This window comes from Massilia eurypsychrophila (genome assembly GCF_002760655.1).
Classification (GTDB): Bacteria; Pseudomonadota; Gammaproteobacteria; order Burkholderiales; family Burkholderiaceae_D; genus JAFCUW01.
In genome coordinates, this window is record NZ_PDOC01000016.1 from 26,833 (window position 1) to 53,147 (window position 26,315).

General features: G+C 61.5%; 22 protein-coding genes, 2 tRNA genes and 2 pseudogenes. 14 read left to right on the forward strand and 12 right to left on the reverse strand.

Translation table 11 applies throughout. The annotated features are described in order from the left end of the window. Window positions 1-4 precede the first annotated feature (4 nt). Window positions 5-1,237 carry an FAD-dependent monooxygenase gene (locus CR105_RS20285; RefSeq protein ID WP_370660698.1) on the reverse strand — a complete coding sequence of 411 codons (1,233 nt, stop codon included), beginning with the start codon at window positions 1,235-1,237 and terminating at the stop codon, window positions 5-7. Between the two features lie 109 nt (window positions 1,238-1,346). On the opposite strand from CR105_RS20285, the gene CR105_RS20290 reads away from it, so the two are divergent. Further along, window positions 1,347-1,422 (forward strand) — tRNA-Phe (locus tag CR105_RS20290). 181 nt (window positions 1,423-1,603) lie between these two features. Here the strand turns inward: CR105_RS20290 and CR105_RS20295 are convergent. From CR105_RS20295 to CR105_RS20315, 5 genes are all read right to left on the reverse strand, one after another. Beyond that, window positions 1,604-2,317 (reverse strand): ABC transporter ATP-binding protein, encoded by a 714-nt coding sequence (locus CR105_RS20295; protein ID WP_099791578.1) that lies wholly within the window; start codon window positions 2,315-2,317, stop codon window positions 1,604-1,606. Further along, a complete protein-coding gene (locus CR105_RS20300) occupies window positions 2,310-3,512 on the reverse strand; it encodes an ABC transporter permease (protein WP_099791580.1) in 1,203 nt (400 codons plus the stop codon). Before CR105_RS20300 ends, CR105_RS20295 begins: the two co-directional genes overlap by 8 nt. Before the next feature lie 5 nt (window positions 3,513-3,517). Beyond that, window positions 3,518-4,750: an efflux RND transporter periplasmic adaptor subunit gene (locus CR105_RS20305; RefSeq protein ID WP_099791582.1), complete on the reverse strand. Its 1,233-nt coding sequence runs from the start codon at window positions 4,748-4,750 to the stop codon at window positions 3,518-3,520. A 248-nt stretch (window positions 4,751-4,998) separates the two neighbouring features. Then, on the reverse strand, window positions 4,999-5,307 hold the full coding sequence (locus CR105_RS20310) for a CcdB family protein (protein ID WP_099791584.1): 309 nt from the start codon (window positions 5,305-5,307) through the stop codon (window positions 4,999-5,001). Beyond that, window positions 5,294-5,632, reverse strand: a complete 339-nt coding sequence (locus CR105_RS20315) for a type II toxin-antitoxin system CcdA family antitoxin (protein ID WP_099791586.1) — start codon at window positions 5,630-5,632, stop codon at window positions 5,294-5,296. Before CR105_RS20315 ends, CR105_RS20310 begins: the two co-directional genes overlap by 14 nt. 203 nt (window positions 5,633-5,835) lie before the next feature. On the opposite strand from CR105_RS20315, the gene CR105_RS20320 reads away from it, so the two are divergent. From CR105_RS20320 to CR105_RS29015, 6 genes and pseudogenes are all read left to right on the forward strand, one after another. Then, entirely contained in the window at window positions 5,836-6,498 is a 663-nt protein-coding gene (locus CR105_RS20320; protein WP_099791588.1) for an SOUL family heme-binding protein, read from the forward strand. Between the two features lie 249 nt (window positions 6,499-6,747). After that, window positions 6,748-8,436 (forward strand): alkaline phosphatase D family protein, encoded by a 1,689-nt coding sequence (locus CR105_RS20330; protein ID WP_099791591.1) that lies wholly within the window; start codon window positions 6,748-6,750, stop codon window positions 8,434-8,436. Between the two features lie 110 nt (window positions 8,437-8,546). Beyond that, window positions 8,547-9,155 carry a TetR/AcrR family transcriptional regulator gene (locus CR105_RS20335; RefSeq protein ID WP_099791593.1) on the forward strand — a complete coding sequence of 203 codons (609 nt, stop codon included), beginning with the start codon at window positions 8,547-8,549 and terminating at the stop codon, window positions 9,153-9,155. An 82-nt stretch (window positions 9,156-9,237) separates the two neighbouring features. Next, window positions 9,238-10,395, forward strand: a complete 1,158-nt coding sequence (locus tag CR105_RS20340; RefSeq protein ID WP_099791595.1) for an iron-containing alcohol dehydrogenase — start codon at window positions 9,238-9,240, stop codon at window positions 10,393-10,395. Window positions 10,396-10,428: 33 nt separating this feature from the next. After that, a complete protein-coding gene (locus CR105_RS20345) occupies window positions 10,429-11,106 on the forward strand; it encodes a type 1 glutamine amidotransferase domain-containing protein (RefSeq protein ID WP_099791597.1) in 678 nt (225 codons plus the stop codon). A gap of 78 nt (window positions 11,107-11,184) precedes the next feature. Beyond that, window positions 11,185-11,379 (forward strand): annotated as a pseudogene (locus tag CR105_RS29015) (hypothetical protein); the annotation flags it as partial. Here the strand turns inward: CR105_RS29015 and CR105_RS20355 are convergent. Then, complete coding sequence (locus CR105_RS20355; protein ID WP_099791599.1) at window positions 11,330-11,479, reverse strand: DUF2256 domain-containing protein; 150 nt, start codon at window positions 11,477-11,479, stop codon at window positions 11,330-11,332. The pseudogene CR105_RS29015 and the gene CR105_RS20355 sit on opposite strands and share 50 nt — an antisense overlap. A gap of 695 nt (window positions 11,480-12,174) precedes the next feature. Between CR105_RS20355 and CR105_RS20365 the strand changes: the two genes are divergently transcribed. Beyond that, window positions 12,175-14,262, forward strand: a complete 2,088-nt coding sequence (locus CR105_RS20365; protein ID WP_229414038.1) for a cytochrome-c peroxidase — start codon at window positions 12,175-12,177, stop codon at window positions 14,260-14,262. Window positions 14,263-14,342: 80 nt separating this feature from the next. On the opposite strand, the gene CR105_RS20370 is transcribed toward CR105_RS20365, so the two are convergent. Further along, window positions 14,343-14,882: a hypothetical protein gene (locus tag CR105_RS20370; protein WP_099791601.1), complete on the reverse strand. Its 540-nt coding sequence runs from the start codon at window positions 14,880-14,882 to the stop codon at window positions 14,343-14,345. Between the two features lie 291 nt (window positions 14,883-15,173). Between CR105_RS20370 and CR105_RS20375 the strand changes: the two genes are divergently transcribed. From CR105_RS20375 to CR105_RS20390, 4 genes are all read left to right on the forward strand, one after another. Continuing rightward, window positions 15,174-15,992: a hypothetical protein gene (locus CR105_RS20375; RefSeq protein ID WP_131021779.1), complete on the forward strand. Its 819-nt coding sequence runs from the start codon at window positions 15,174-15,176 to the stop codon at window positions 15,990-15,992. A 228-nt stretch (window positions 15,993-16,220) separates the two neighbouring features. Next, window positions 16,221-17,564, forward strand: a complete 1,344-nt coding sequence (gene gdhA / locus CR105_RS20380; RefSeq protein ID WP_099791605.1) for an NADP-specific glutamate dehydrogenase — start codon at window positions 16,221-16,223, stop codon at window positions 17,562-17,564. Window positions 17,565-17,741: 177 nt separating this feature from the next. Beyond that, window positions 17,742-19,523: a DUF885 domain-containing protein gene (locus CR105_RS20385; protein WP_099791607.1), complete on the forward strand. Its 1,782-nt coding sequence runs from the start codon at window positions 17,742-17,744 to the stop codon at window positions 19,521-19,523. 189 nt (window positions 19,524-19,712) lie between these two features. Continuing rightward, window positions 19,713-20,258, forward strand: a complete 546-nt coding sequence (locus CR105_RS20390; RefSeq protein ID WP_229414039.1) for a hypothetical protein — start codon at window positions 19,713-19,715, stop codon at window positions 20,256-20,258. Between the two features lie 16 nt (window positions 20,259-20,274). Here CR105_RS20390 and CR105_RS20395 read toward each other — a convergent pair whose 3' ends face one another. From CR105_RS20395 to CR105_RS20405, 3 genes and pseudogenes are all read right to left on the reverse strand, one after another. After that, on the reverse strand, window positions 20,275-20,730 hold the full coding sequence (locus CR105_RS20395; RefSeq protein ID WP_099791611.1) for an FxsA family protein: 456 nt from the start codon (window positions 20,728-20,730) through the stop codon (window positions 20,275-20,277). A gap of 177 nt (window positions 20,731-20,907) precedes the next feature. Continuing rightward, on the reverse strand, window positions 20,908-21,618 hold the full coding sequence (locus CR105_RS20400) for a MarC family protein (protein ID WP_099791613.1): 711 nt from the start codon (window positions 21,616-21,618) through the stop codon (window positions 20,908-20,910). A gap of 15 nt (window positions 21,619-21,633) precedes the next feature. Next, window positions 21,634-23,066, reverse strand: a pseudogene (locus tag CR105_RS20405) (BCCT family transporter). A gap of 290 nt (window positions 23,067-23,356) precedes the next feature. Here CR105_RS20405 and CR105_RS20410 point away from each other — a divergent pair. Beyond that, window positions 23,357-24,607, forward strand: a complete 1,251-nt coding sequence (locus CR105_RS20410; protein WP_099791615.1) for a DUF819 family protein — start codon at window positions 23,357-23,359, stop codon at window positions 24,605-24,607. A 47-nt stretch (window positions 24,608-24,654) separates the two neighbouring features. After that, a tRNA-Phe gene (locus CR105_RS20415) sits at window positions 24,655-24,730 on the forward strand. A 139-nt stretch (window positions 24,731-24,869) separates the two neighbouring features. Here the strand turns inward: CR105_RS20415 and CR105_RS20420 are convergent. Further along, complete coding sequence (locus tag CR105_RS20420; RefSeq protein WP_218968729.1) at window positions 24,870-25,922, reverse strand: porin; 1,053 nt, start codon at window positions 25,920-25,922, stop codon at window positions 24,870-24,872. Window positions 25,923-26,315: the final 393 nt, after the last annotated feature.

The following is a 26,315-nucleotide window of genomic DNA, read 5'->3' on the forward strand; positions in this document are numbered from 1 at the left end:
AATCCTACTTCCCCATCGCGTGGGCCATCAGCCGACGCTTGAGCATGGGCAACTTATTCAGCAAGTTTAGCCCCAAATTCCGAACCACGCGCACCGGCTCGAGATCGGCGCCGAACAGGCGCGCCAGGCCATCGGTGGCGAGCTGCATCAGCAGCACGTCTTCCTTGCGCGCGCGGGCGTAGCGCGCCAGCACGCGTTCATCGCCGATGCTGCGCTGCGCTTCGCGCGCGGCGACCGTTTCGAGCAGCTGGGCCACATCGGCGAAGCCGAGGTTCATGCCGTGGCCGGCCAGCGGATGCACGACGTGGGCGGCGTCGCCCACCAGCGCCACGCGCGGCGCGACGATGGCGTGCGGGCGGATCAGCATCAGCGGCACGTCCTTGACCGACTCCGGCTGCAGCGGCTTGAGTTGTCCCAGCTTGTCTTCGCTCAGCACCGCCAGGCGCACCGCCAGTTCGCCGAGCGACTCGCGCATCAACGTATCGGCCAGCGCGTCGGGCGCCGACCACACCAGCGACACCCTGTCGCCCGGCAGCGGCAGCAGCGCGACGATGCCTTCGTGGCCGGTGAACCACTGGTGGGCGACGCCGTGGTGCGGTTTGGCGCAGCTAAAATTGGTCACCACCGCGCGCTGGTGGTACGAGCGGTAATCGAGGCCGATGTCGCACTGGCCGCGCACCCACGACTGGCCGCCGTCGGCGCCGACCACCAGCGCACTGGCGACGATGGCGCCGCCATCGAGCGTGACGGTGGCGCCGGTGTCGCTGGTGGCCAGGCTGACCGCGCGGGCGCTGACGATGTTGACGTTGGGCGCAAACCTGAGCGCGGCGTCGAGCGCCTGGTTCAGATTGCGGTCTTCGACGATCCACGCGAGCGTGCCGACGTGGGCGCCGAAGGCGTCAAATTCGACGTCGCCCGGCTGCTTGCCGTCGCCGTTGACGGCCATCGAATCGACCGGCGCGACGCGCGACGCGTCGAGCGCGCCCCACACCTTCAGTGACGCCAGCAGCGTGTGGGCTGTGTGATTGAGCGCGTAAACACGCACGTCCCACGGTTGCTCGGCGCCGGGCGCCAATGGCGCGGGCGGCGGGCCGGACGGCGGCACCAGCAAGGTGACGGAATGGCCGGCCTGGGCGAAGCCGAGCGCGGTGGTCTTGGCGATCGCGCCATTGCCGACGATGCAGACATCGCTGTCGTGCCGCGCGGCGGAGGTAGTTGGGCTGTTCATCCGAACCATTATAACGGCTGGAAAGGCCACAGTTTTATGCGGGAATGCAGCAATTTATTTGTTAAGTGAATACTCGGCCTTGCAAACCCGCGTTCGGGTGTCTATAATCATGCCTCTTGGCCTGGTAGCTCAGTCGGTAGAGCAGAGGATTGAAAATCCTTGTGTCGGTGGTTCGATTCCGCCCCGGGCCACCAAGAACATGTTTTACAAGACGCCAATCCATCGTGATTGGCGTTTTCGTTTCCGGCACACGTGATCCTCGTGTCCGTCCTATCTGCGAGGCGGCGCGCGCTTCCCCGCCCCGTCAGCCGCGCCGCAGGGCTGCGACTCAGCTTCAGATCGGATCAGTTCTTACCCGCTGTTTGTATTTGCGGCTTAGCCAAGTGCATCATCGCTCTCGATGTTGCCGTCCACTAGCTCGATGGTGCGGTCGCACTGCTCGGACAGGCGCGGATCGTGAGTGACCAGCAGAACAGCGCAGCCGAACTCCCGGTTGAATTTGCGGAACAGCTCGAATACCTCGGCGGCGGACTTGGTGTCGAGGTTGCCTGTGGGCTCGTCGGCAAGGAGCAGCGCCGGGCGGGAGATCAGCGCGCGGGCCACGGCCACGCGCTGCTGCTGGCCGCCGGAGAGCTGGTCGGGCCTGCGCTGATCGAGCCCCTCCAGACCGACCTGGGCAAGCAGGCTGCGCGCCCGTTCAATCTGTTCGGGCGCGGGTTTGCCGGTGGCGACCATCAGCGGCATCAGCACGTTCTCCAGCGCGGTAAAAGCCTGAATCAGATGGTGAAACTGGAACACGAAGCCGATGGCGCTGCCGCGCAGCGCGGTGCGCCCGGCGTCGTCCATGCTGCGGGTAGGCGCGCCAAGCAACAGCAGCTCGCCCGCCGTAGGCCGGTCGAGCAGGCCGATCACGTTGAGCAGCGTGCTCTTGCCCGAGCCGGACGCACCTACCAGCGCAGCGAAGTCGCGCCGCTGCAGACGCAGGTCCAGCCCATGCAGCACTTCCACTTCGGTCGGCTTTCCGACGTTGTAGCTTTTTCGAAGGCCTTGCAGGCGCAGTATCTCCTCGCTGGCGTCGTGCTCAGACATGGCGAATCGCCTCCACCGGGTCGAGTGAAGCTGCACGCCGCGCCGGCACCGCTGCCGACAGGAGGCCGGTGACCGTCGCCAGTGCCGTCGCGGCCACCGGCAGCCATGGCTCCACTGGGATGTAAAACAGTTTTGGCCCGAACGTGTTGAACGCGCCCACCAGGCCATATCCCGCGACGACACCGAGCAGCGAACCGGCAAGGCCGAACAGTGCTCCTTGGAATAAGAATACCAGGAGCATCTGTTGCCGCGTCGTGCCCATCGCGCGCAAGATGCCAATCTCACGCGTTCGCTGGACCACGCTCACCGACAGCACACTGGCAATGCCCAGCGCCACGCTCAACGCCACAAAGACGCTGATCATCTGCGTGGACAGGCTCTGCGAGCGCAAGGCGTTCATCAGCTGGGCATTCGTTTCCATCCAGCTTTCCGCCTTCAGTCCTGTGAGGCGGGCAATGCGGGCGGCGATAGTCTGCGCGTCGAATATGTCGTCGACCGTCACATCGATGATCGTCGCGCCACCAGGCAGGTTGAGCAGCGACTGCGCCTGCTTCATGTCCAGGTACACGTAGCGCGCATCCAGCTCGCGCACACCCAACTCAAAGATGCCAGCGACGGTCACCACGCTCTCCCGTCCCTGGCCGCCGTCCAGCCGCAGCTTGTCGCCCACGCGCATGCCGAGGTCTATGGCCAGCTGCTTGCCGATCACGCTGTCGCCGGCGCCGATGCGGAACACGCCGGCGACGATGTCATCCTGAATCGGGATGATGCGCAGGTAGCGCGCTGCGTCAATGCCGACCAGCGCCACCGACTGCAGCGCCTCGCCGCGCCGCGCAAACGCTGGCCCGGAGATCAACGGCGACACGGCCTTGACACGCGGCAGCACGTCGAGCACGTCGCGCACTTGCTGCCAATTGTTGATCGAGCGCAGGCGCTGGGCGCGCTTGCTTTCCAGAAGCAGCTGCGCGCTTCCCGAAGCAGGCGGCAGGATGCGGTTTTTCTCTTGCGTGGGCTGCACCTTGATGTGGGCCTGAGTGCCCAGGGTGCGGTTGATGATGTTGCCCTGCAGTCCGGTGATCAGCGCAGTGAGGAAAACAATCACTGCGACACCCACGGCGATGCCAACCAGGATCAGGGTACTCTGCGCCTTGCCTTCACGTAAAAACCTGGTAGCAATGGTCCACTCAATCCACATCGGCGTCAGTCCAGCTTGACCGGCAGTTCATTGCGCGCGGCGGGGTCGACGGTCAAGCCGGTGGACACCAAGCGCACGCGATCGCCTTGTGCCAGCGCGGCCTGGGCATCCGCCAGGATCCAGTCGCCGACCCGCAAACCGGCCGTGACTTCAGTCTGGGTGAGGCCACGCAGGCCGAGCTGTACCTGGCGCCGCGTGGCGCGGCCATTCGCGACCAGCCACAACGCGGCTTGGTTGCCGTCCGTGGCCGCCAGGGCGTCGTTAGGCACGACGATGGCGCGGCCCCGGCGGCCCGTTTCCACGTTCACCGAGACGGTCATCCCCTGGCGCAAGAATGCGGGCACCGGAGTGACGGTGAGGCGCACGTCCACAGTGCCGCGCTGCGCGTCGACGCTGGGGGCGATGAAGCTCACCTTGGCCGGGAACGGCCGCACAGGGTAGGCGTCGGCGATGCACATGGCCGGCTGACCGATCGCGAGCACTTCGAGGTTTTTTTCATCCAGTGGTACCACCACTTCGGTGTCGCCAATGCGCGCAATTTCGAACAGGACCCGACCGGGTTGCACCAGATCGCCCGGCTCGGCGTTACGGGTCAGCACGGTACCGGCGACTTCGGCGCGTATCGTGATCTTGGCCAACTGCGCTTTGGCGCTGGCCACACGCGCGCGCGCGGCGGCCTCGCTGGGATTGCCGGCGACGAGCGAACGAACAGTCAGCAGCGCCTGCTCGACCGCGATGCGGGCGACAGTCTCCGCTTGTGTCGCCTGTTCCATCATTTCGCGAGTGATCATCTGCTGCTGGAAGAGATCACGACGACGCTTGGCTTCGCGGCCGGCCTGAGCCAGCCTCGCTTGCGCCTCGTGCAGACTGGCCTGCGCCTGCGGACGGGTCGACTGCTGCAACTGGGCCAGGGCGGCTTCCGCCTCGCGAACCGAGGCCTCGAGATCGTCGGCACGGAGTACCGCCAGCACGTCGCCAGGCTGCACCACGTCGCCCTCCTGCACGCGCCGCTCGACTACCACCCCGGTCACCGGGCTGCCGACCTGTGCACGCGATACGGCCGCCACGCGGCCGGTCGCCACGACGGTCTGCACCAGTGGCCGCGCCGCCACTTCGTAACCGGCCAAGGCCGGCCCTCGCATTTTCTGCACTAGCCCCCATGCCAGGGCGCCGAAGGCCAAGCAGGCGACGGTGACGAGGAAGAGGGCGCGTTTCGTAATGGGACGTGGAATATGCATGGTGGCCGCTATGTTAGCGTATTGTTCAATATCTGGACTTCTGGGGCACGAGCGGCAGCGCCCCGGCGAGGCGTTTCCGGCACCCCGTAATGGCGCGATCGGGCCTCGATGCAAATAACGGCACACGCGTCGAAACTGTAGGCTGGTCGGGATCCATTGTCAGCCGCCCCACCGCCCCGGCGCGCAAAAATCAGGTCCGTAGCCGGTCCAAGGTGCGGATTTCACGGCCGCAGCGACGAAGTGAAATTTCAATAGCCGCGCAGCACGAATTCGATACACGACTCGGCGATCATCTGGTCGCTCGTCGACAGACGGCCAGCATGCTGGCGCAGCAGGCTCGCCGGCACCGCCAAAAGGTTGGGAGTGTCCATTACATATTCTTGACGTTCAAACTCAATCAGGGCTTGGACGTCTTGCACGATTGCTCGTGGCGGCACATGACGGGAAAGCGGAATACACCATCTGGTGCTGAGACGAACAAAATCGCTCTGCACGTCGACGTACAGGAGATGACGGGCACTCGTGTTCGGATTAACGAATATATCAAATCTCGGCATGGCCACCAGTCAACATTTCCGGATGCTCCGCCAAAAAGCGCTGTAATTGCTCCGCCGCAGTTCCCTCTTCCTCAATCTGGCGTGCGTATTGCTCCAAAGCGTCGCGATTGTCCAGCGCCCACTGTGTACACCCGCCATATCCACCAGGTGGCACCCACCCGTCCGGCACTTGGAGGATCTGCGGTGCCTGAGGCGGCGTGGTCGCCACGACCCGGACCGGAATCAGCTCGAATCGATCGCCAGGGTGACAGATGACGTCAAAAAGTTTCCCGGCATATTTCTTTCCCAGCGATATCTGGCCGCTGGCACCGACTTCCTTCAACATATACGCCTCCAAATAGTCATGCAATCATGCCGCATGATTGGCTGGGCGTCAACGGAGCTGGCCCGACGCCGAGAAGTTTGTGGCTTCCACACTCCCCGCGTCCGGCCTATGGAGTCGCTGATCAGCGATGCAGATGACCATTCACGGACGGTACGCTGAAAAGTGTATGCTATCCGATCAATCCACCTCTCCAACACTTTTCCATGCGCCATTCCATTCACGACACCAGCCAAGGTGCACTGCCTCAGCGAACCATATTGAAGGCAACCCTTGCGAGCGTGCTCTCGCTGACACTGCTGCCAGCGACCAGCAACGCGACCGAAGAGCCCGCCTATACCGTGTTGCGAACGTTCCCGGAATTTGAAATTCGCCAGTACGCGGCCTACACCGTCGCCGAGGTATTGGTCCCGCCCCCCGCCAGCGATGCAGGGAACCGCGCCTTCCCCGTTTTGGCAGGCTATATCTTCGGCAAGAACAAGGGCGAACGCAAGCTTGCCATGACCGCACCCGTGACCCAGACCGCCGCCCCGATGAAGCTGGAAATGACGGCGCCGGTGACCCAGAGCATCGCCACCGGTGGAATGTTGGTGCAATTTGTTCTGCCCAAAGGCATCACCATGGAAAACGCGCCGGAACCCCTCGATCCCCGCGTCATGCTGCGCGAAGTGCCGCCCAGGCAACTTGCGGTGATTCGTTATTCCGGCTCATGGTCGGAATCGAATTATGGCAAGCATTTAGCCAGACTCCAGGATGGGCTGCGCGCAGCCAAAATTGCCTGGAAGGGCGAACCGGTGCTATCCCGCTACGACGGCCCGATGACCCTTTGGTTCATGAGACGCAACGAGATCTGGCTGAACCTCGATTGATCGGAAGCACAGCTAGAAGCAGGCTGCCGCAGTCCGGGCAGGCGCTGCATCAGCGCTGTCTTGCGTTCGCGCTCGAAGGTGTCGCGCTCGCGGTCCGGGTGCAATTCGCGCAGCAGTTTACGGAAGATATCGCGCACCGGCAGGAATCGCCAAGACAACGTCAGCACGTCGTTTCAGACTCCTGTCATCAGGAAGTCATGTCATTCGCATAATCTGGTCTGGCAATTCACCCATGACGACAGGCTACCAATGACCCAATCGAATTCACGTCGCAGCTTTCTCCGTAAGGTTTCACTTGGCACCATGGCGGTGTCAGGCGGCATTGGACTCGCCGGCTGCGGCGGCGACGGTGCCCCCATCGACGTCAGGTTCATGCACGGCGTTGCCAGTGGCGACCCGCTGGCTGATCGCGTGATCCTGTGGTCGCGCGTAAGCACGACCAGTACGGAAGATATTGAAGTGACCTGGTTTGTCTCGGAGGACAGCGACTTCAGGACGGTCATTGCGTCCGGCAGCATGACGACCGGGACGGCGCGCGACCATACGGTGAAGGTCGATGCGACAGGCTTGTCAGCGAACCGGGGCTATTATTATCGCTTCCAATGCTTCGGCGTGGCCTCTCCGACTGGCCGTACCAGGACGCTTGGCATCGGCAACCTGAACCAAGTCAAACTCGCGGTATTCAGCTGCTCGAACTATCCCGCCGGCTACTTCAATGTCTACGCCGAGGCCGCCAAGCACAACGATATCGACGTCGCGCTCCATCTGGGCGATTACATTTACGAGTATGCCAAGGACGGCTATGCCTCCGACGATGCAGCAACGCTTGGCCGTGTCTCCTTGCCTGCCAACGAGATCATTACGCTGACCGATTATCGTCGGCGCCACGCGCAGTACCGCAGCGATCCGGATTTGCAGAACGTTCACGCCAGGCTGCCGTTCATCACGGTGTGGGATGACCACGAGTTTGCCAACGATGCATGGCGCGACGGCGCGCAGAATCATGACCCGGCAATCGAAGGATTGTTCATCGCGCGGCGCCAGATGGCAATGCAGGCCTATCACGAATGGATGCCAATCCGGTTGCCCGACGCAAGCCGGCCGGACCGCATCTACCGCTCGTTTGACTTCGGCAACCTGCTGTCGCTGCATATGCTCGACACGCGTGTCGTTGGCCGCGACAAACAGCTCAACTTCGCGAACTATATCGGCGCCAATGGTGCATTCAACGCCACGGCGTTAGCGGCCGATCTTGCCAACCCGTCACGGCAACTCATGGGCACTGAGCAGACAAGCTGGCTGCAGGGGCAGATGACCAGATCCAAAGCGACCTGGCAACTGCTGGGCCAGCAGGTGCTGATGGGACGCATGAATATTCCAGCGCCGCTCGTGTTGCAGACGATCAGCTTCAGTGCCTACACCGTCCTCGCCACGAAGGCGCAGACCGCGCCCGCAGACCTGACGCCGGCAGAGCTGAAGATCCTCAGCCAACCAGCGATTCCCTACAACCTCGATGCGTGGGACGGCTATCAGGCTGCGCGCGAAACTGTGCTGGGCATGGCGACAACGCTCAACAAGAACCTTGTGGTCCTGGCGGGCGACACGCACAACGCCTGGGCGAGCGATCTTGCAGATCTGAGCGGTCAGGCCGTCGGCGTCGAGTTCGGCGTATCGTCAGTCACCTCGCCGGGATTTGAAACGGTCTTCCCGAACGAAAATCCGGCCGCTGTCGCGGGCGGCCTGACGCAGATTATCGGGCCACTGCAATATGCCGAAACTGCGTCGCGCGGCTTCATGGTGGTCGTGGTCACCCCGGCGGAAACGCGCGCGGAATACCATTACGTCAGCACGGTCAAGTCGAGGACTTACACTGCGGCTGTCGGCAAGATCATCAAAACGCTGCCTGGCCCGGGCAACCGAAAGCTCGTTGCGGCGTAACCGCGTTGAGGCGCGCAGCGGCTTCAACATTCTGGCGCCGGTGGCCACGCGCGACATCAGCACGCACGGACGAATAGACGACTGGTCTAATTTTCGGGTATGATTGCTTCATGAGCCAAGAACGCCAAGACATCCGCCAGCACATTCTCGACACCGGCACCACCATCATCACCGGCAAAGGTTTCGCCGGCGTGGGCCTGAACGAGATCCTCAGCACGGCCGGCGTGCCCAAAGGGTCGTTTTACCATTATTTCAAGTCCAAGGAACGGTTTGGCGAGGCGATGCTGGAAGACTATGTCGGCAAGTACCTCGCGCAGATGGACGCAACGCTGGCCAAGCCAGGGCAAAGTGCGCTGCAATCGCTGATGGATTACTGGGCCGGCTGGAGCGCCGACACGGACGATGGCTGCGATTGCCGATGCCTGGTGGTCAAGCTGAGCAGCGAAGTGGCGGACATGTCCGAACCGATGCGCTTGGCGCTGCGCGATGGCACCGACCGCATCGTCGCCCGGCTGGCGCAGTGCATCGAGCGGGCGCTGGCCGATGGTTCGCTCAGCGGGATCGCCGATGCCAGCCACACTGCCCTGACAATGTACCAGCTGTGGCTGGGCGCGGCGATCTTGACCAAGCTGCGGCGCGACCCGAGCGCGTTGCAAGGCGCGCGGGTAGCAACGCTGAACCTGCTTGGCCTGGCAGCGGCACCATCGGCCGGCAACTAGGCGCTTCGGGCACGCCGACGCCGGCACGACCGGCGTTGTTTCGCGTCCAATTCAAGACGACCAGTCTAATACAAAGGAACCCATGAAGAACTTTCAATTTTACAACCCGACCAAGATCATCTTCGGCAAGGACACCGTGGCCGAGCTGGCCACGCTGGTGCCGCAACAGGCACGCGTGCTGATCCTGTTTGGCGGCGCCAGTGCCGAAAAGAACGGCACCCTGGCCGAGGTGCGCGCGGCACTGGGCCAGCGCAGCGTGCGCGAATTCGGCGGCATCGAACCGAATCCCAGCTATGAAACGCTGATGCGGGCGGTGGCGATGGCCCAGGCCGAGCACGTCGACTACCTGCTGGCGGTGGGCGGCGGTTCGGTGATCGATGGCACCAAGTTCGTCGCCGCCGCGGCCGTGTTCGACGGCGACGCCTGGGAGATCGCTCGCAGCGGTGGCACCAAGGTGCGCAAGGCGCTGGCGTTTGGCGCCGTCCTGACGCTGCCGGCGACCGGTTCGGAGATGAACAACGGCGCCGTCGTCACGCACAAGGCAAGCCAGGACAAGCTGGCGTTTCGCAGCCCCTTGCTGTTCCCGCAGTTTTCAGTGCTGGACCCGACCAAGACGTTCACGCTGCCCGCCAGGCAGGTCGCCAACGGCCTGGTCGACGCGTTCGTCCATACGACCGAACAGTACCTGACGTATCCGGTGCAGGCGCTGGCGCAAGACCGGTTCGCCGAAAGCCTGTTGCAGACGCTGGTCGAGATCGCGCCGCGGGCGCTGGCGGCGCCGGATGACTACGCCACGCGCGCCAACCTGATGTGGACCGCAACGCTCGCACTGAACGGCCTGATCGGCGCCGGCGTGCCGCAGGACTGGGCCACGCACATGATCGGCCACGAACTGACCGCGCTATACGACATCGATCACGCCCGCACCCTGGCCATCGTGCTGCCGTCGCTACTGAAGGTACAACGTGAACAAAAACGCGCGAAGCTATTGCAGTACGGCGAGCGCGTGTGGGGCATTCGCGATGGCAGCGAGGAAGAGCGCCTCGATGCCGCGGTCGATGCAACCCGCGCGTTTTTTGAACGGCTTGGCGTGCCCACACGTTTGTCAGCGTATGGTCTGGGCGCGCAGGCGGTCGAGGCAGTCCTGGCGCAACTGGCCAAGCACGGCATGACGCGCCTTGGCGAACATGGCGACATCGACCTGGCGCGCAGCCGGCGCATTCTTGAAGAAGCACTGTAAGTCCCCTACCCACGCACGTCAAAGGAACGAACGATGAACATTCTGATGGTATTGACCTCACACGACCAGCTCGGCGACACCGGCAAAAAGACCGGCTTCTGGCTGGAGGAATTTGCCGCGCCCTATTACGCGCTCAAGGACGCCGGCGCCGCATTGACGGTCGTGTCGCCGCTCGGAGGCCAGCCGCCGCACGATCCGAAGAGCGATGAACCGGATGCCCAGAGCGCGGCGACGGCGCGCTTCAAGGACGATCCGCAAGCCCAGGCCGTGCTGGCGAACACCGCCAGGCTGTCCGACGCAAAGGTCAGCGACTTTGACGCCGTGTTTTATCCGGGAGGCCACGGGCCGCTGTGGGATCTGGCGGAAGACGCATCGTCGATCGCCCTGATTGAACAGATGGTCGCGGCCGGCAAGCCGGTGGCCACAGTGTGCCATTCGCCAGGGGTACTGCGTCACGTCAAGGGCCCGGACGGCAAACCGCTGGTCAACGGCAAGAAAGTGACCGGCTTCACCAACACTGAGGAGGAGGCGGTCGGCCTGACCAAGGTCGTGCCGTTCCTGGTGGAAGACATGCTGAAGCAAAACGGCGGCATCTATTCCAAGATGGCTGACTGGCAGTCCCATGCGATCGTGGACGGCTTGCTGATTACTGGGCAAAACCCGGCCTCGTCGGAAGCGGCGGCCAAAGCGCTGCTCAAGCTGCTGGCCTGACAGGAAGGCCCGGCCTTGCCAGACCAGGCGGTACACTTGCCGCCCTCGTCGGGCGCGCCCGTTCAGCAACAATAGGGCGACGCGTCCGGCCTGTGGCCAGGCAGGGAGATCACTGCGGGACCTTTCTGGGAAGCCGAACCAGCGCTCCAGGTCTACCTCGAACGCAATCCCAACGGCCACACCATTGCCGAACCCGTCAGCGCGTCAGCGTTAGCGCGGGCATTCATGTCTTACGCTTGCTCTCCTGACGACAGCGATCTGAACAGTACTTGACGTCGCCCCAGACCTTTTCCCACTTTTTTCGCCATGTAAACGGCAACTGGCATTGCTGACATGGCTTGGTCGGGAGGTTCGATTTTTTTCGCATACGCATGTTGAGAATCCCTGGACGCTGTAGGGGCTATAGGTGTAAGCGGTGCGCCTGCCGGCGCAAGACCTGCACACATCGCAACTGGCCTTTGGACGCCGACCCGGGCGAGTATGTCATATGCCACGATGCGCAAACCGCAGCCGGCAAAATCCGGCTGCGGCGCTCCTATATTCGGCCGCCATGGCCCTGGTAGCTCAGTCGGTAGAGCAGAGGATTGAAAATCCTTGTGTCAGTGGTTCGATTCCACCCCGTGCCACCAAGAACATCGTTCACGCAACGCCACTCATGCAAGTGGGCGCTGTCGCTTGTGGGAGCTACTGTCCTTGTGTCCGGTCCGTTTCCGGCCTTCGCTAAAAGCTGGTGATCCGCGGGGTTTCCCAGCATATTTCTTTCCCAGCGATATCTGGCCGCTGGCACCGACTTCGCACCCACTTCATTCGAAGTCGTTACTTCCTAGCAGTTCCTTGATTCGCACAACTACTCGCGCTAAACGCGCCCCGACCTTGGCCTGCTGTGAGGTCATACGCTTGGTCAAGCTCAACGAACCAGCAATCCATTTCGTTACGCTGTTGACGAGTGCCTCCTGTTTCGCACTGATTGGTGGGTTTTAGCAACTGAATCGTACGCAATGGCGAGGCGCTGGATTTTTCCATGGCCCCCCACCCGAACCCATCGTACGACTAGCGTAGGAGACTTCAATGCATGCGCATAACAAATCCTGGAACAGGAAATTGTCCATCTCCTGCTTGATCCGGCTGTTCCGCCCCCGTTCCGCGCGCTATGTCACGGTTCAACTTGACGAAAAATACCACGCCATCTTCACGACGATGGTCTACACCGTCATGCTCGGTGCCGTTTTCGGCCTCGCCATCTATGCAGTTGAAGCGCATGGACAGAGTGCTGAAACGGAAACTATGCCACCACCGGCTTCGCTCAAGACCGTTCCAGTTCCAGGTCTCTCGGCGTCGGAGCTTGACGACCTCGTGACCGACAAGAAGGCGGCCATCCAACTAGGCAAGGCACTCTTTTGGGATGCGCGCGTGGGCAGCGATAATGTGACCGCCTGCGCAACTTGCCACGCCCACGCGGGCGCTGACAATCGCATCAAGAGTCAGCTCAATCCGGGACTTCTGGCAGGCGATAAAACGTTCCAGTTGGGTGGACCGAACTACACCTTGAAGGCAAGCGATTTCCCCCTGACCCGACATGCCGATGTGAACGACGCAGCGACGATCATCGGCGACAAAAATGAAGTGGTGTCATCGCAAGGTGTATTCACGCACAGCTTTACCGATGTTTCTCGAACCGGGGGCGCGGATACGTGTGCTTCGGTCTCTGATGCAGTTGTCCATGGCGGCTCCGGATTCAATGTCGGCGGTATCAACACGCGACGGGTGGAACCGCGCAATACGCCAACGATGATCAACGCCGTATTCAACTTCCGCAATTTTTGGGACGGCAGGGCAAACAACGTGTTTAACGGCGGCGATCCATTCGGACTTCGAAACCCGGACACGCTTGTCTGGAAGCTCGAAAACGGCGTGCTCCGCCAGGTCGATTTCTCCCTGCAATTCGCCCCCCTAGCCTCGCTGGCTTCGGGCCCTCCGCTGAGCGAAAATGAGATGAGCTGCCAAGACCGAACGTTCGCGAAGCTCGCGCAAAAGCTGATCGGCCTTCGGCCCTTGGCCAACCAGACCATTGCACCTGACGACAGTGTACTCGGCGTACGGGCATTTGCTGCCCCCACGTACGGAGCCCTGATCAAACGTGCTTTTCGGCCCGCGTACTGGAGTTCAATCTCGATTCTCAATCTGAGCGCGGCGGACGCTCTGAAATTCAAGACCGTGGACTTGGAACTGAGCCGCCAATCGCGCAATCCCGGTAGCAGCCTTCGGCCCCAGCAGTTCAATTCGATGGAGGCTAATTTTGCGCTGTTCTTCGGCGTCGCCCTGCAACTCTATCAGGCAACGCTGATTGCCGACGACACGCCTTTCGACCGCTATGCCGAGGGCCAAACGGCCGCACTCAACGCGCAGCAATTGAGGGGGCTTGCGATCTTCAGGGGCCAGGGTGAATGCATCCACTGCCACGCCGGAGCCGAACTCACCAGCGCGTCGTTTAGCAACGTGACCGGCGAAGGACGGCTCGATCAACGCCTGGGGGACAATGGAGCAATCTTCCGCTACGATAATGGCTTCTTCAATACAGGGGTGCGGCCGACGGCGGATGATCCTGGCGTCGGTGGCGTTGATCCGTTCGGCCATCCGCTCTCCGAAACCCGCATGGCGCAAAGCGGAAAAACCGATTTGCTGGGCAGTAGGTTCAACGAATCCGCCATCGCCCCCGCCGCGTTGACCGCAGTCGATGGCGCGTTCAAGACGCCAGGACTACGCAACGTGGAATTTACCGGCCCCTACTTTCACAATGGAGGAAAAGCGACGCTGATGCAGGTGGTGGACTTCTATAATCGCGGCGGCGACTTTGCTGCCAAGAATCACCCGAACCCCGACCCGACGATTCACCCGCTTGGCTTGACGGAAGCGCAGAAAAGAGATCTGGTGGCCTTCCTGCTGACCTTGAGCGACGACCGTGTGCGCTTTCGGAGGGCGCCATTTGATCATCCGTCCATCTGCATTCCGCATGGACAGGCAGGCGACGAAAAATCGCTAAAGGCAAACAAGACGGGGGCTGCAACCGATATCATGGTTTGTTTGCCGGCAGTCGGCGCCGGTGGTGCGAAAGCGCCGCTCTCGACCTTTCTTAATCTGGATCCATTCCAGCATTGATCGCAGTCTTCGCCAAACCATACGAGGGGGGCTGATAAGAACCGGCGACTGGATTAGTCATCGTCATAGACACTGAACGCCTAGCCGGGCATACGCTTCAGTACAAATTCCGCGCGTGGCCTGGCATGCCTGTCCAGGCGATATGTCAGCACGGTTCCATCCTGGCTGAGCCTGACGGTCCAGACATTGGTTTCCGCGCCAGGGACCAGTCTGGCAGTATGCGCATCGGCGAGGAATGATTGGGAGCGCGCTGTACCGCCGCCCAGCGCCATTCCGCCATACATGGTCACGGCATGGGGCGTACCGTCCGGATAGCGGTGATCGTGTCGCAGTTCCAGCCCAGCCGGCGGGCGGGTGAAAATCCAGGTACGGGAACGATCATCGCCGACTACCACCGGCATGCGTACGCCAGCGTCCGTACAGACGACCTGGGTCGAGATCCTCTTGCCAGCGAAATCGTTTCTCGGATCTATCGCATACGCCTGTCCGCCTTCGAACCGCTGGCTACACATGCCCTGTAGCGTGGTCATGAACAGATCACGCGCGTCAACCGGTGCCGGCGCGGCGGCACAGCCGGTTAACAACCATGCGCCTGCGAGAATGGGAAGAAAGTACTTCATTGGATCCGGGATGTGATTGGCGTGATCGCGAGAATAACACGGCAATAACCCCGACCCTGCGCACTGGCGTTGTCCTTATTGCACTGCGGTCTTGGCGTTTGTCATTATCCGGGCCCGGTCCGGTGTTCGAATGCAAGGACCGTTCCGATGTTCCTTACGTTGACGGTGCAGCTGGGCCCGGCGATACTCGCTGCTTCTCGATTGCTGAGTTGCACAATGCACGCCCTTCATCGGCGTCCGCCAGCTTTCGGTCCGGCATCAACTACTTCACGACCCCGGTTCAGAATAAAAATGCAAAACCGAAACAACGAACAAATGACGAGATTGGATGATGTTGCGACAATCCAGGAAAAGTTGTCCAGCTTCTATCTGGAGGCGCTCTCAGCTCTGCGCCGTTCCGAGGCTTTCAAGGCAGAACAGACGGAGATGCTTTCCGCGCCATTCCTGCTCAACGTCCATGCTGCAAAGGCTTATTTTAAAGCACCGATTCGGGTCATGTTCGTTGGCCAGGAAACCAAAGGCTGGCTTTGCCGCCTGCCGGAAGTACTCGACGATCCGACTACCCGTGTGCCCGCTCTGCTTGCCAAATACGAGAAGGGCCTGCTCGCAGATCCCGGTCACTCGCTCTTCCTGAGGACCCGGCGGCTTCTCGAGAGCGAACTTACTGGAGGCGTCCCCGGCTCCGTCATCTGGAACAATCTGTTTAAAATGGACGTGTACAAGGGAAAAGGGAAGTCAAGGAACGCCAGGAATCACTCGGTAGCGCTAACGGAATTTTCAGCGAAACTGTTCCGCTTCGAACGTGAATTGCTGCAGCCCGATGTTATGATCTTCGGCTGCAGTGCAACGCACGACAACGTCGTCAAGTCTCTGTTCGAGGCGCCAACCCGTCAGACCGTGCGGATCCACGTACCGAAAGAGCTTTGGCACTTCAGGCATGGCCGGATCGACTGCTTCAGGACGCTGCACCCTGCGGTCGCACGATTTGGCAGGCATCGAACTGTACAAAAGCACTACCAGACGATAATTCAAGAAATCAAGTCGAGGAAACAGGATTCTTTTGCCGCTGACGCGATTCTGCACCAGGCCGCAAAAACAGCAATGATGTGACGCCGACTCATAAGGTTGGAGTTGTTGTCTTCAAGGCCGCCATTGCGCCCTTCCCTACTCGGCCGCGCCGACCCCACAAGGTGACGCCCCGCGCCGATGCGTGACCGCCCGCCGACCAGCAATCGGGTCGGAGCTTGCGTCCGCCAGCCACTTCTGCCCCACATGACTCGCAAACCGTCGTTGATGGCGCTAGCCGAACTGACCCATATTCGATCCTTAGGATGCTCCATGAAATACCCTTCTGTACATCAGTACCTGCAGCACGTTGCCGACCGCAATCCTGGCCAGCCTGAATTTTTGCAGGCTGTCACCGAAGTGATGGAAAGCCTGTGGCCGTTCATCGAAAAGCATCCCAAGTATGCCGAGCATGGCCTGCTCGACCGCCTGGTCGAGCCTGAGCGCGTGGTCATGTTCCGCGTCTCATGGGTCGACGATCATGGCCAGGTCCAGGTCAACCGCGGCTACCGCATCCAGCACAGCATGGCGATCGGCCCGTATAAAGGTGGCATGCGCTTCCACCCTTCCGTCACCTTGTCGGTACTGAAATTCCTGGCCTTCGAGCAGACGTTCAAGAATGCGCTGACCACCCTGCCGATGGGCGGCGGCAAGGGCGGGTCGGACTTCGACCCCAAAGGCAAGAGCCCGGGCGAGGTGATGCGTTTCTGTCAGGCCTTCGTGAGCGAGCTGTTCCGCCATGTCGGTTCGGACACCGACGTGCCGGCCGGCGACATTGGCGTTGGCGGCCGCGAAGTCGGCTACATGGCCGGCATGATGAAAAAGCTCACCAATCGCGCCGACTGCGTCTTCACCGGCAAGGGCCTGAGCTTTGGCGGTTCGCTGATGCGTCCGGAAGCGACCGGCTATGGCACCGTGTATTTTGCCGATGAAATGCTCAAGACCCGCGGCCGCTCGTTCGACGGCCTGCGCGTGAGCGTTTCCGGCTCGGGCAATGTGGCGCAGTACGCGGTGGAGAAGGCGATGTCGCTCGGCGCCAAGGTCATCACGGTGTCCGACTCAAGCGGGACGGTTATCGACATGGATGGTTTTACGACCGACAAGCTGGCCATCCTGATGGAGGTGAAGAACCACCTGTATGGCCGCGTCAGCGACTACGCCGAACGCACCGGCAGCCGCTTCGAAGCCGGCGTGCGCCCATGGCACATCCCTGTCGACGTGGCACTGCCATGCGCGACCCAGAACGAACTGGACGCGAACGATGCCGCCGTCCTGATCCGCAATGGCGTGCTGTGCGTGGCTGAAGGCGCCAACATGCCCACGACCATCGAGGCCGCAAAAGCGTTCGAAGCTGCCGGGGTGCTTTACGCGCCAGGCAAAGCCAGCAACGCGGGCGGTGTCGCCACGTCCGGCCTTGAGATGAGCCAGAATGCGGAGCGCCTGTCGTGGCCAGGCGAGGAAGTCGACGCCCGCCTGCTGCAGATCATGAAGGGCATCCATGCAGCGTGCCTGAAGTATGGAACGGGCGCCGACGGCAGGGTCAGCTACGTCGACGGGGCGAACATCGCCGGGTTCGTGAAAGTGGCCGATGCGATGCTGGCCCAGGGCGTGATTTGACGGTCGCCTTAGGCCGCCAGTCTGGCGCAACGCCAATCCCATTAGCCAACGCCGCGCGGCTTGCATGGGCGACGAACTGAGCTCTAGGTTTGCGCTGCAAAACGTGTCTCTTCGCGCCAAGCTGATACCGAGCGGCGCCATGCTATTCTTCCTTGCCTAAAAACGCCAAAGGAAGACATGACCCGCTCGCTCCCGCTGCTGCTGTGCACCCTGCTGTGCGCTGCCCTGCCCGCCCTCGCCCAGGTAAAAACGCCGGCCACGCCGGAAAAGATGAACGCGTTGTATGCCCAATACTGGGAGGACTACCTGCGCGAGAATCCGGTCGCGGCCACCTTCAACGGCGACCAGCGCTACAACAACCGCCTCGGCGCCGTCAGCTCGGCCGAGCAACGCGCGCAACGCCGCGCGCTGGCGGAAAAGTACCTGGCTCGCAGCGCCGAGTTCGATCCCGCGCCGTTGCCGTCGGAAGACCGCATCAGCTATGACCTGCTGCGCTATCGCCTGCAACAGGTGCTCGACGGCCTGCGCTTCCCGTCCGACCTGGTGCCGGTGGACCAGTTCTCGGGCTTGCACCTGACGCTGGCCCAGCTTGGCTCGGGCAGCTCGGCGCAGCCGTTCCAGACGGTGCAGGACTACGACAACTGGCTGCAGCGCGCCGCCGGCTATCCCGCCGCAGTCGACGCCATGATGGCCGATATGCGCACCGGTATCGCGCAGCGCGTGGTGATGCCGAAGGCGCTGATTAGCCGCGTCCTGCCGCAGCTCGAAAACGTCGCCACCGACGACCTGGAAAAGAGCACCTATATGGGTCCGGTGAAAAAATTTCCCGCCTCGTTCAGCCCCGCGGACAAGGCGCGCCTGACCGAAGCCTACGGCAAACTGGTACGTGAACAGCTGACGCCGGCAAACCGCAAGCTGCTCGCTTTCATGAGCGATACCTACCTGCCGGCCGGACGCGACAGCGCCGGCATCGGCGCCCTGCCCGGCGGCCAGGAGTGGTATGCCTTCGTGGCGCGCAGATCGACCACGACCGAACTGACGCCGGCACAGATCCACGACATCGGCCTGCGCGAAGTGGCGCGCATCCGTGCCCAGTTCGAAGAAGCCAAGCTGCGCGTCGGCTTCAAGGGCACGCTCAAGCAATTCTTCGAGCATCTGAATACTGCGCCAGAGTTGCGCTTCAAGTCGCGCGAGGAAATCCTCGCCGCCTACGAGGCCGTGCGTCCGCGCGTGGAGGCCAAGGTGAACCAGCTGTTTGCGTACGTTCCCAAGGCGCCGTTCGAAATCCGCCCGGTCGAGGCGTTTCGCGAAGTGAGCGCCGCGCCTGCCTCCTATCAGCGCGGCTCGGTCGACGGCAAACGCCCCGGCGTCTTTTACTTCAATGCCTACAAGCCGGAGACGCGCACCCGCTTTACCACCAACGCCTTCTTCCTGCACGAGGCAATTCCGGGCCATCACTTCGAGCGCAGCCTGGCCCAGGAAACCGCTGGACTGCCCGCCTTCCGCCGCTTCGGCAGCAGCACCGCCTTTTCCGAAGGCTGGGGACTGTATAGTGAAATGCTTGGCCAGGAAATCGGCATGTACGACGATCCCTGGCAGTGGGTCGGGCGTCTGACTGCCGAAGTGTGGCGCGGCGTGCGCCTCGTGGTCGATACCGGCATCCATTCGAAGGGATGGACGCGCGAGCAGGCGATCGCCTATTTCAAGGACAATGTGCCGCAGGACGAGGTGACGGCGGTGCAGGAAGTCGAACGCTACATCGCGGTGCCGGGCCAGGCCCTCAGCTACAAGATCGGCGAGTTGAAACTGCGCGAACTGCGCGCGCGCGCCGAAGCCGCGCTGGGCCCGACCTTCGATTTACGCGCTTTCCACAACGAAGTGCTTTCGCACGGCTCGGTACCGCTCGACGTACTCGAGTCGGCTGTCAATCGCTGGATTGCGGCACAAAAGAATGGTTAAGCAGATAAGGCCGAGGTGGATAAGCGTATGGAAACGTTCCTCGCGAGTGTCGGAGCCAAGCTGTAATCGATAAGCGTTTCTTCGGCAACGCCAACCCCTTCGGGTCGGCGTTTTATGCTTTCTGGGCAAAAGCGCCAATGTCGGGTTACCCTGCACTACATGACACCCGACCACCTTCCCGTACAAACCTTGGAACTGCGTGTTCGCGAGCTGCAGCAATTGTTCAACTCGCTCGATCCGTCGCCATTCCTGACCAAGGACCTGGCCCGTTCGGCCGAGTCCTACATCGAGAGCTGGGCCCTGCCGTTAGCGCGAGGCAGCCGGCTGCAACTGACGATCCATGTCGAACAGCTCGACTCTACCGAGGCAGCAAGCGACCTGATGGCCGAGGCGATCCACAATCACTACGGCTACAAGGCGGACCTGGTCCGCGCGGAACTGCGGCAGATGCTGCGCCAGGGCAGGACCAGCCTGGCCATCGGCATGGCCTTCGTTGCGGCATGCCTGCTGGCGGCGGAAGTGCTCACCCACCCGGCCCAGGGCGCGGCTGGCAGCATCGCGCGCGAAAGCCTGACCATCATTGGTTGGGTGGCGATGTGGCGGCCGGTACAGATATTCCTGTACGACTGGTGGCCGGTGGTCGGCCGCATCCATGGGTACGACAACTTGAAGTTCGCCCGTGTCGTCGTGGTGAACGCGGCACAAGGCGAACGCTCCCCTGAAGAAGCGGGCTAGCTTGCTGCTTCAAAGCTCAGTCTTTCTTTTCCCTGAATTCAACATCAATCACCGTGCCATCGGCGCTTCTTGGAGCGTTCTGGCCAGGTGCGAATTTGAAGACAGACGATAACATTCGACCGAACATGGCTCGCCTCAGCCACGGGAACGTGAGAAGGAAAGCCGTAGTAAAACCGGTCAACATTGCGGGCACGGTTTCGCCTCGCGCCAGAAAGCTCAACAAGCAAAGTACGAGCAAGCTCACGATCAGTGGCCGACGGACAGGCTTGGGTAACAGACCAACAGTGCGCAACCTCCCTTTGCGAATCCAGGGAAATCTGGCAAAGATACCGCCAAGAAGCAGCCCTGCCACGAATCGACCAGTGCCGAGCTGATCAGCCAACACCCCGACCACAAGGTAACCGGTGTACGTCATCGTGCTGGCCAAAACAACCAGCGCTAACAATGCAACTGCGATCGTCAGCCTTGGCATACGTATCGCCGCTCTGACTAAGAAAGGTAGGATTTGTGTACTCCTGCAAATGGGTGCCCGAAGGCTAACGCAAATTTTAACAGCACTGTCCTGCGTCCGGGTTTTCAGTCAACACCCGAACGCTCGCCGCGCGCTGGCCGGGATCGATCCGACTCTCCAGATTGTTTCATGCCGGGATCAGAAGTTCGCCCGGATGGCGAGGTGCCCGGAAACCGACGTGATTTCGATTAATAGTTCGCGGACGCCTTCCCACACGATCTGCACGCCAAGGCACAGCAAAATGAAGGCGGTAAGGCGCAGGAAGACGGCGGTTCCGGCTTCGCCGATGAGGCGCAGGAAGTGCTCCCCATAGCGGAAGGCAAGATATAGCAGCACACCGATAATTGCCAGCGCCAACAAAGCGCCACCCATGCGCGCCAGCGACATCACGAGCTTCACATCGTGCAGGGCGACGCCCACCGTAATGGCGACGGAGATCGAGGCCGGACCGCAACTGATCGGAAAGGTCAGCGGATAAAAAGCCTGTCGGTACGCATGGTCGGGTGTGAATGCGTCGGCCAGCGCAGCCCGGCTATCCGGTGTGGCCGGCGTCGCTCCAAGCAGGCGCCACGCTACGGAAGCGAGGATCAGGCCGCCGCCGACGCGCACAATGGGCAGCGAAATGCCAAAAAAATCGAGGACATACGATCCAACCAGCATTGACCCCGTCATCAACCAGAACATATTGCGCGCGATGCGGCGCGCCAGCAGCGCGCGGGTGGTGGGCGAAGCACCATCGGTCATGCTCAGGAAAATCGGCGCAGTTGCAGCCGGATTCAAAATTGGCAGCATCGCCGCCAGCACAAACACAAAGCTTTTGGCCGATGCCAGCATTAACTCAATTGTCATGGCAATCTAGGCGGACTATGGCGAGCTGGCGGGCCGTTCGGCCAACTCACGCAGCCGCCGGCGTAGCGCGCGTTCACGTTCATGCTCCATGTGCCAGTCCTGGCGCACGGCGCGCCACAGCGCGATCACCATCAGGATGATCACAAGCACAAATGGCACGCCGAAGACAATGGTTGCTGTCTGCACCGCTTCGACGCCACCAGCTAGCAACAGACTGACGGCGATGCCGGAAACGAGCAGCCCCCAGATGACCTTGATGCGGGCACTCGGATCATGTTCGCCGCCAGTGCTCATCATGCCGAGTACCAGCGTGGCCGAGTCACCCGAGGTGATAAAAAATACCAGCACCAGCAGGGTCGCGACAACCGACATGGCGGTGCCGAGAGGCAGTGCGTCGAACATGGTGAACATGGCCGTCGACACATCCGCCTTGACCGCTTCAACGAGCGGGATCGATTGCCAGATTTCCAGGTGCAGGGCAGTGCCGCCAAATACGGAAAACCAGACCATACTGGCCAGGGTCGGTGCGAACACGGTGCCGGCGATAAATTCGCGGATGGTGCGCCCGCGCGAAACGCGGGCGATGAACAGGCCGACGAAGGGGGACCACGTGATCCACCATGCCCAGTAAAAGACAGTCCAGTCAGCCACCCATCCGCTTTCCCGGAAGGGAGTCGTGCGCAGGCTCATGCGCACGAATTCGCTCACGTAAGCGCCCAGCGTTGTGGTGAACGTGTCGATGATCGTGATCGTGGGGCCGACGATGAAGACCGTGACCATCAATAGAAACGCCAGTCCAAGATTAATATTGGATAGCAGTTTTATGCCACGCGTTACACCGCTGACAGCTGAACCAATGAACAGTGTGGCTGTCACGGCGACGATAGCAAGCTGCGAGGGGATGCCAATGGGCAAGCCGAATACCGCGTTCAGGCCGCTGTTGATCTGCAGCGCACCGATTCCCAGCGAGGCAGCGACACCAAATGCAGTCGCAATGATGGCAAGCACATTGACAACAACCGACAGCTTGGGCGCCCAACTCCACGGGAGCGACTCGGTCGCAGAACTGATCAGCGCAGGCTTTCCTTTTCGGAAGGAAAAGAAGGCGATTGCAAGCGCAACGACGCTGTACACGGCCCAAGGGTGCAAGCCCCAATGAAAAAAGCTGTAGCGCATTGCTGCGTTGGCCGCTTCTGATGTGCGTCCGGCGATGCCCGGTGGCGGTGTGCCGAAATGCGAAATGGGCTCGGCCACGCCCCAGAACACCAGTCCGATACCCATTCCGGCGGCAAACAGCATGGCGAACCAGCTGTGCCGCGAAAACTCTGGCTCGTCATCTTCGTGATCAATGCCAGCAAGCGGTCGAATACCGCCGCAAGCGAGGCCGGGGCGAATATGCCCCAGACTACGACGACCAGGATAACGCCCGCCGCGAGGATCAGCTGCATCGTTAGACTCCCTGAGGGAATAAGTGAGCCAGTCCCCTAAAGGACACGTCCTGCGTCCGTTCGGCACCGGGACGGTCTGCACCACTGCCGTCACCTTGTTCGACCAGCCAACAGCAGCGACGGTTCGCCTGGGCGCTTAAAAAGCTGTTGAGCCTTCGCCGATGTCAATACATTCCCAACCTCGAGACATTGACTATGCAGATGGGCGCGGCGATACTCGCTGCTCCTCGATTGCTGAGCTGCACAATGCATGCTCTTGATCGGTCCTGAAGCCACAACCCGGAGCCCGCATGCCCCCTGTATCTGTTCCCATGATCACCAACGATGCCGTCATCCTCGGCATGCTTGCCGTCATACTCGGTGGCGTGCTGTGGACAGCATCGCGTTCGGATGGCTTCTGGAAAAAATTCTACAGTTACGTACCCGCGCTGCTGTTGTGCTACCTGTTTCCTTCGCTACTGAACACGCTTGGCGTGATCGATGGCTCGCTGTCGAAGCTGTATCCGATGGCGCGCGACTACCTGCTGCCCAGTTCTCTGGTGCTGCTGTGCGTGGCGATCGACTTCAAGGCCATTGTCCGGCTCGGTCCGAAAGCGGTCATCATGTTCCTGACCGGCACGGCCGGCGTCATGCTTGGCGCCCTGGTGGCGTTCGAGGCGATGCGCGTGATCCATCCTGAAACCGTGGCCGGCGACACCTGGCGCGGCATGACGACGGTGGCCGGCGCGTGGATCGGCGGCGGCGCCAACCAGGCCGCAATGCGCGAGGTGTTCAACGTCGAGGCAACCATGTTCGGCCAGTTCGTCGCTGTCGATGTTCTGGTGGGTAATCTGTGGACGGCGGTGTTGCTGTTCCTCGCCAGCCGGGCCCAGGCCTTCGATCGCTGGACCGGCGCCGACCTGACGGCGCTGAACCGCTTGCGTGACAGCATTGAGCAATACCAAGCGCAGCACGCACGGATTCCGACCCTGACCGATTTCATGGTGATCCTTGCCATCGGCCTCGGCGCGACCGGACTGTCCCATTTCCTGGGGCAGCTGATGGTCGAGTGGATCGGCTCCCTGCCTGCCGAGTGGCGCCTGAAGGACTACAGCCTGACGTCGGGCTTTTTCTGGATCGTCGTGATCGCCACGACCATCGGCCTGCTGCTCAGCCTGACAAAGGCGCGCACTTATGAAGGCGCCGGCGCTTCGCGTGTCGGGACCGTGATGCTGTACGTGCTGGTGGCGACGATCGGCATGCAGATGGACCTGGCGGCCCTGCTCGATCGCCCGTGGCTGTTCCTGCTGGGCCTGATCTGGATCGCTTTCCACGGCGGCTTGATGATCCTGATGGCCAAACTGATCCGCGCACCGCTATTCATGATGGCGGTCGGGTCGCAGGCGAACATCGGCGCAGCCGCATCGGCGCCGGTCGTTGCCAGCGCCTTCCACCCTGCGCTGGCCCCGGTCGGCGTGTTGCTCGCCGTGCTGGGCTATGCGCTGGGCACCTACGGCGCCTACGTTACCGGCATCGCCCTGCGCGGGCTGGCCGGGGGCTGAACGGCGGCGGGCCGTGCGCAGTCACCGCACGTGACTCGCTAACTCTTGGCCGGGTTGCTCAGTCAGTAGAGCAGAGAATTGAAAATCCTTGTGTCGGTGGTTCGATTCCGCCTCGGGCCACCAAGAACATCGTTCACGCAACGCCCACTCATGCAAGTGGGCGTTGTCGTTTCTGGATTTACAGTCCTCGAGTCCGGTCTATTTCATGCGTAGCTTCTATCATGTAGCTCACCGCCCCCACTGATTTTCGGCAGCCCGAGATTCAAAAATCATAGCGAATACCGACAGCAATAGCATGGCCGCCGCCAAGGCTTGCATCGAAATCGCTCAAGCCGCCCCGACGCGCAGAGAGGGCGGCAGTTTCGCCTCGCGATAATATTCGACGAACATCTTGTAGTCTTTCGAAAGTTGATGATCGATGCCAAGATGAGCAATGTAGCCGCCGTAGTTCTCCACTTTCGCGAACATCAATTTGATCGTATTCCTGCCCAGCATAGCTGCCGAAGAGATTGACGGACCGATTGCCATCCGTTGAAAAGGCGCCAAGCTGACGGTTTCCAGTGTCGAATACCTCGACCTTAATCGCAAGATATAGCTTGTCGGCCTGATGGCTGGCGGACAGCCCATATAGCCGGTTGCGCCCATAGCCCGCGTCGCCCCGGTCATCGATGCCCGCGGCGAGGCGAGTGTTGCCAAATGCATAGGTAGCGGCGGCTTGCCAGCGCCGATCATCGATGCGCGCGGTCGAGCGCACGTTTCCGCCGCTGCCAGCATATGCTGCAGCCAGCGAGAAGCCATTGTGTTCCGGGGTGGAATAGGCAATGGTATTGGCGACGCGAAACACGGTATAGGTCGCGTAGCCGCTGTAATAGCTGCTGAACATGTCCACCGGCGCTGCGATCGCATTGTAGTAAGGCATCCACTGCTGGCCGTAGGTGATCGATCCGAAGTTGCCCCGCAATCCAATCCGCGCGATCCTGAACCGCTGTCCGTGCGGACGGTTGTCATCGCCCTGGTCGTATGGATCGCGCAGCCTGAAGTTTGCGGAATCAACAGCAAGTTCGAGTTGGCCGGTCAGCGCCAACTGGGCGCCGAGCTGATGGTCGACATTCATTCCCAACCGCGAGTAGGCGTCGCGCAAGGACGTATAAGCGTCGAGGCGATCTTGACGATCGGGGCTGACCGTCTCGAGTTGGGTACGCAGCGAACCGTAGAAATCGACAGGGGGGACACTTTGGGCGGCAAGGTCGGCACAGTACATGCAGCTCGAAACTGCGAGCGCGAAGCCTGCCGGCGTCACGCGCAGCTCAGCCATGGACAGGCTCCGCATGTTGGAATGAAAAGCTCCCCTTAGCTGCGGCAAGGTGCGTAGAACGGACATAATCTCGAGCCTTGATTCGCGCAGTCGCGTCTGGGCGAAAGCATACCTTGACAGACGCGCACTGTACATGAAGCGCAGTTGTAGCGAACACCCAGATGGAGCCAGTCGGATTGCACCGAAGACGCGGCAGTTCGGTCCCCTCACAGAAGCTGTTGAGCCCGAGCCGATTCTTGAAAATCCTTGTGTCGGTGGTTCGATCCGCCCCGGCCTCAAAGGAACTCGACCGCCCTGTCTTTACCTGCGCAAGCTTGCCGTTTGCAACGCCCTCAATTTGTTACTGTCTTCGAGGCAGGCCTTTTCAACATTCTGTACCGCGTTGGCGATTTG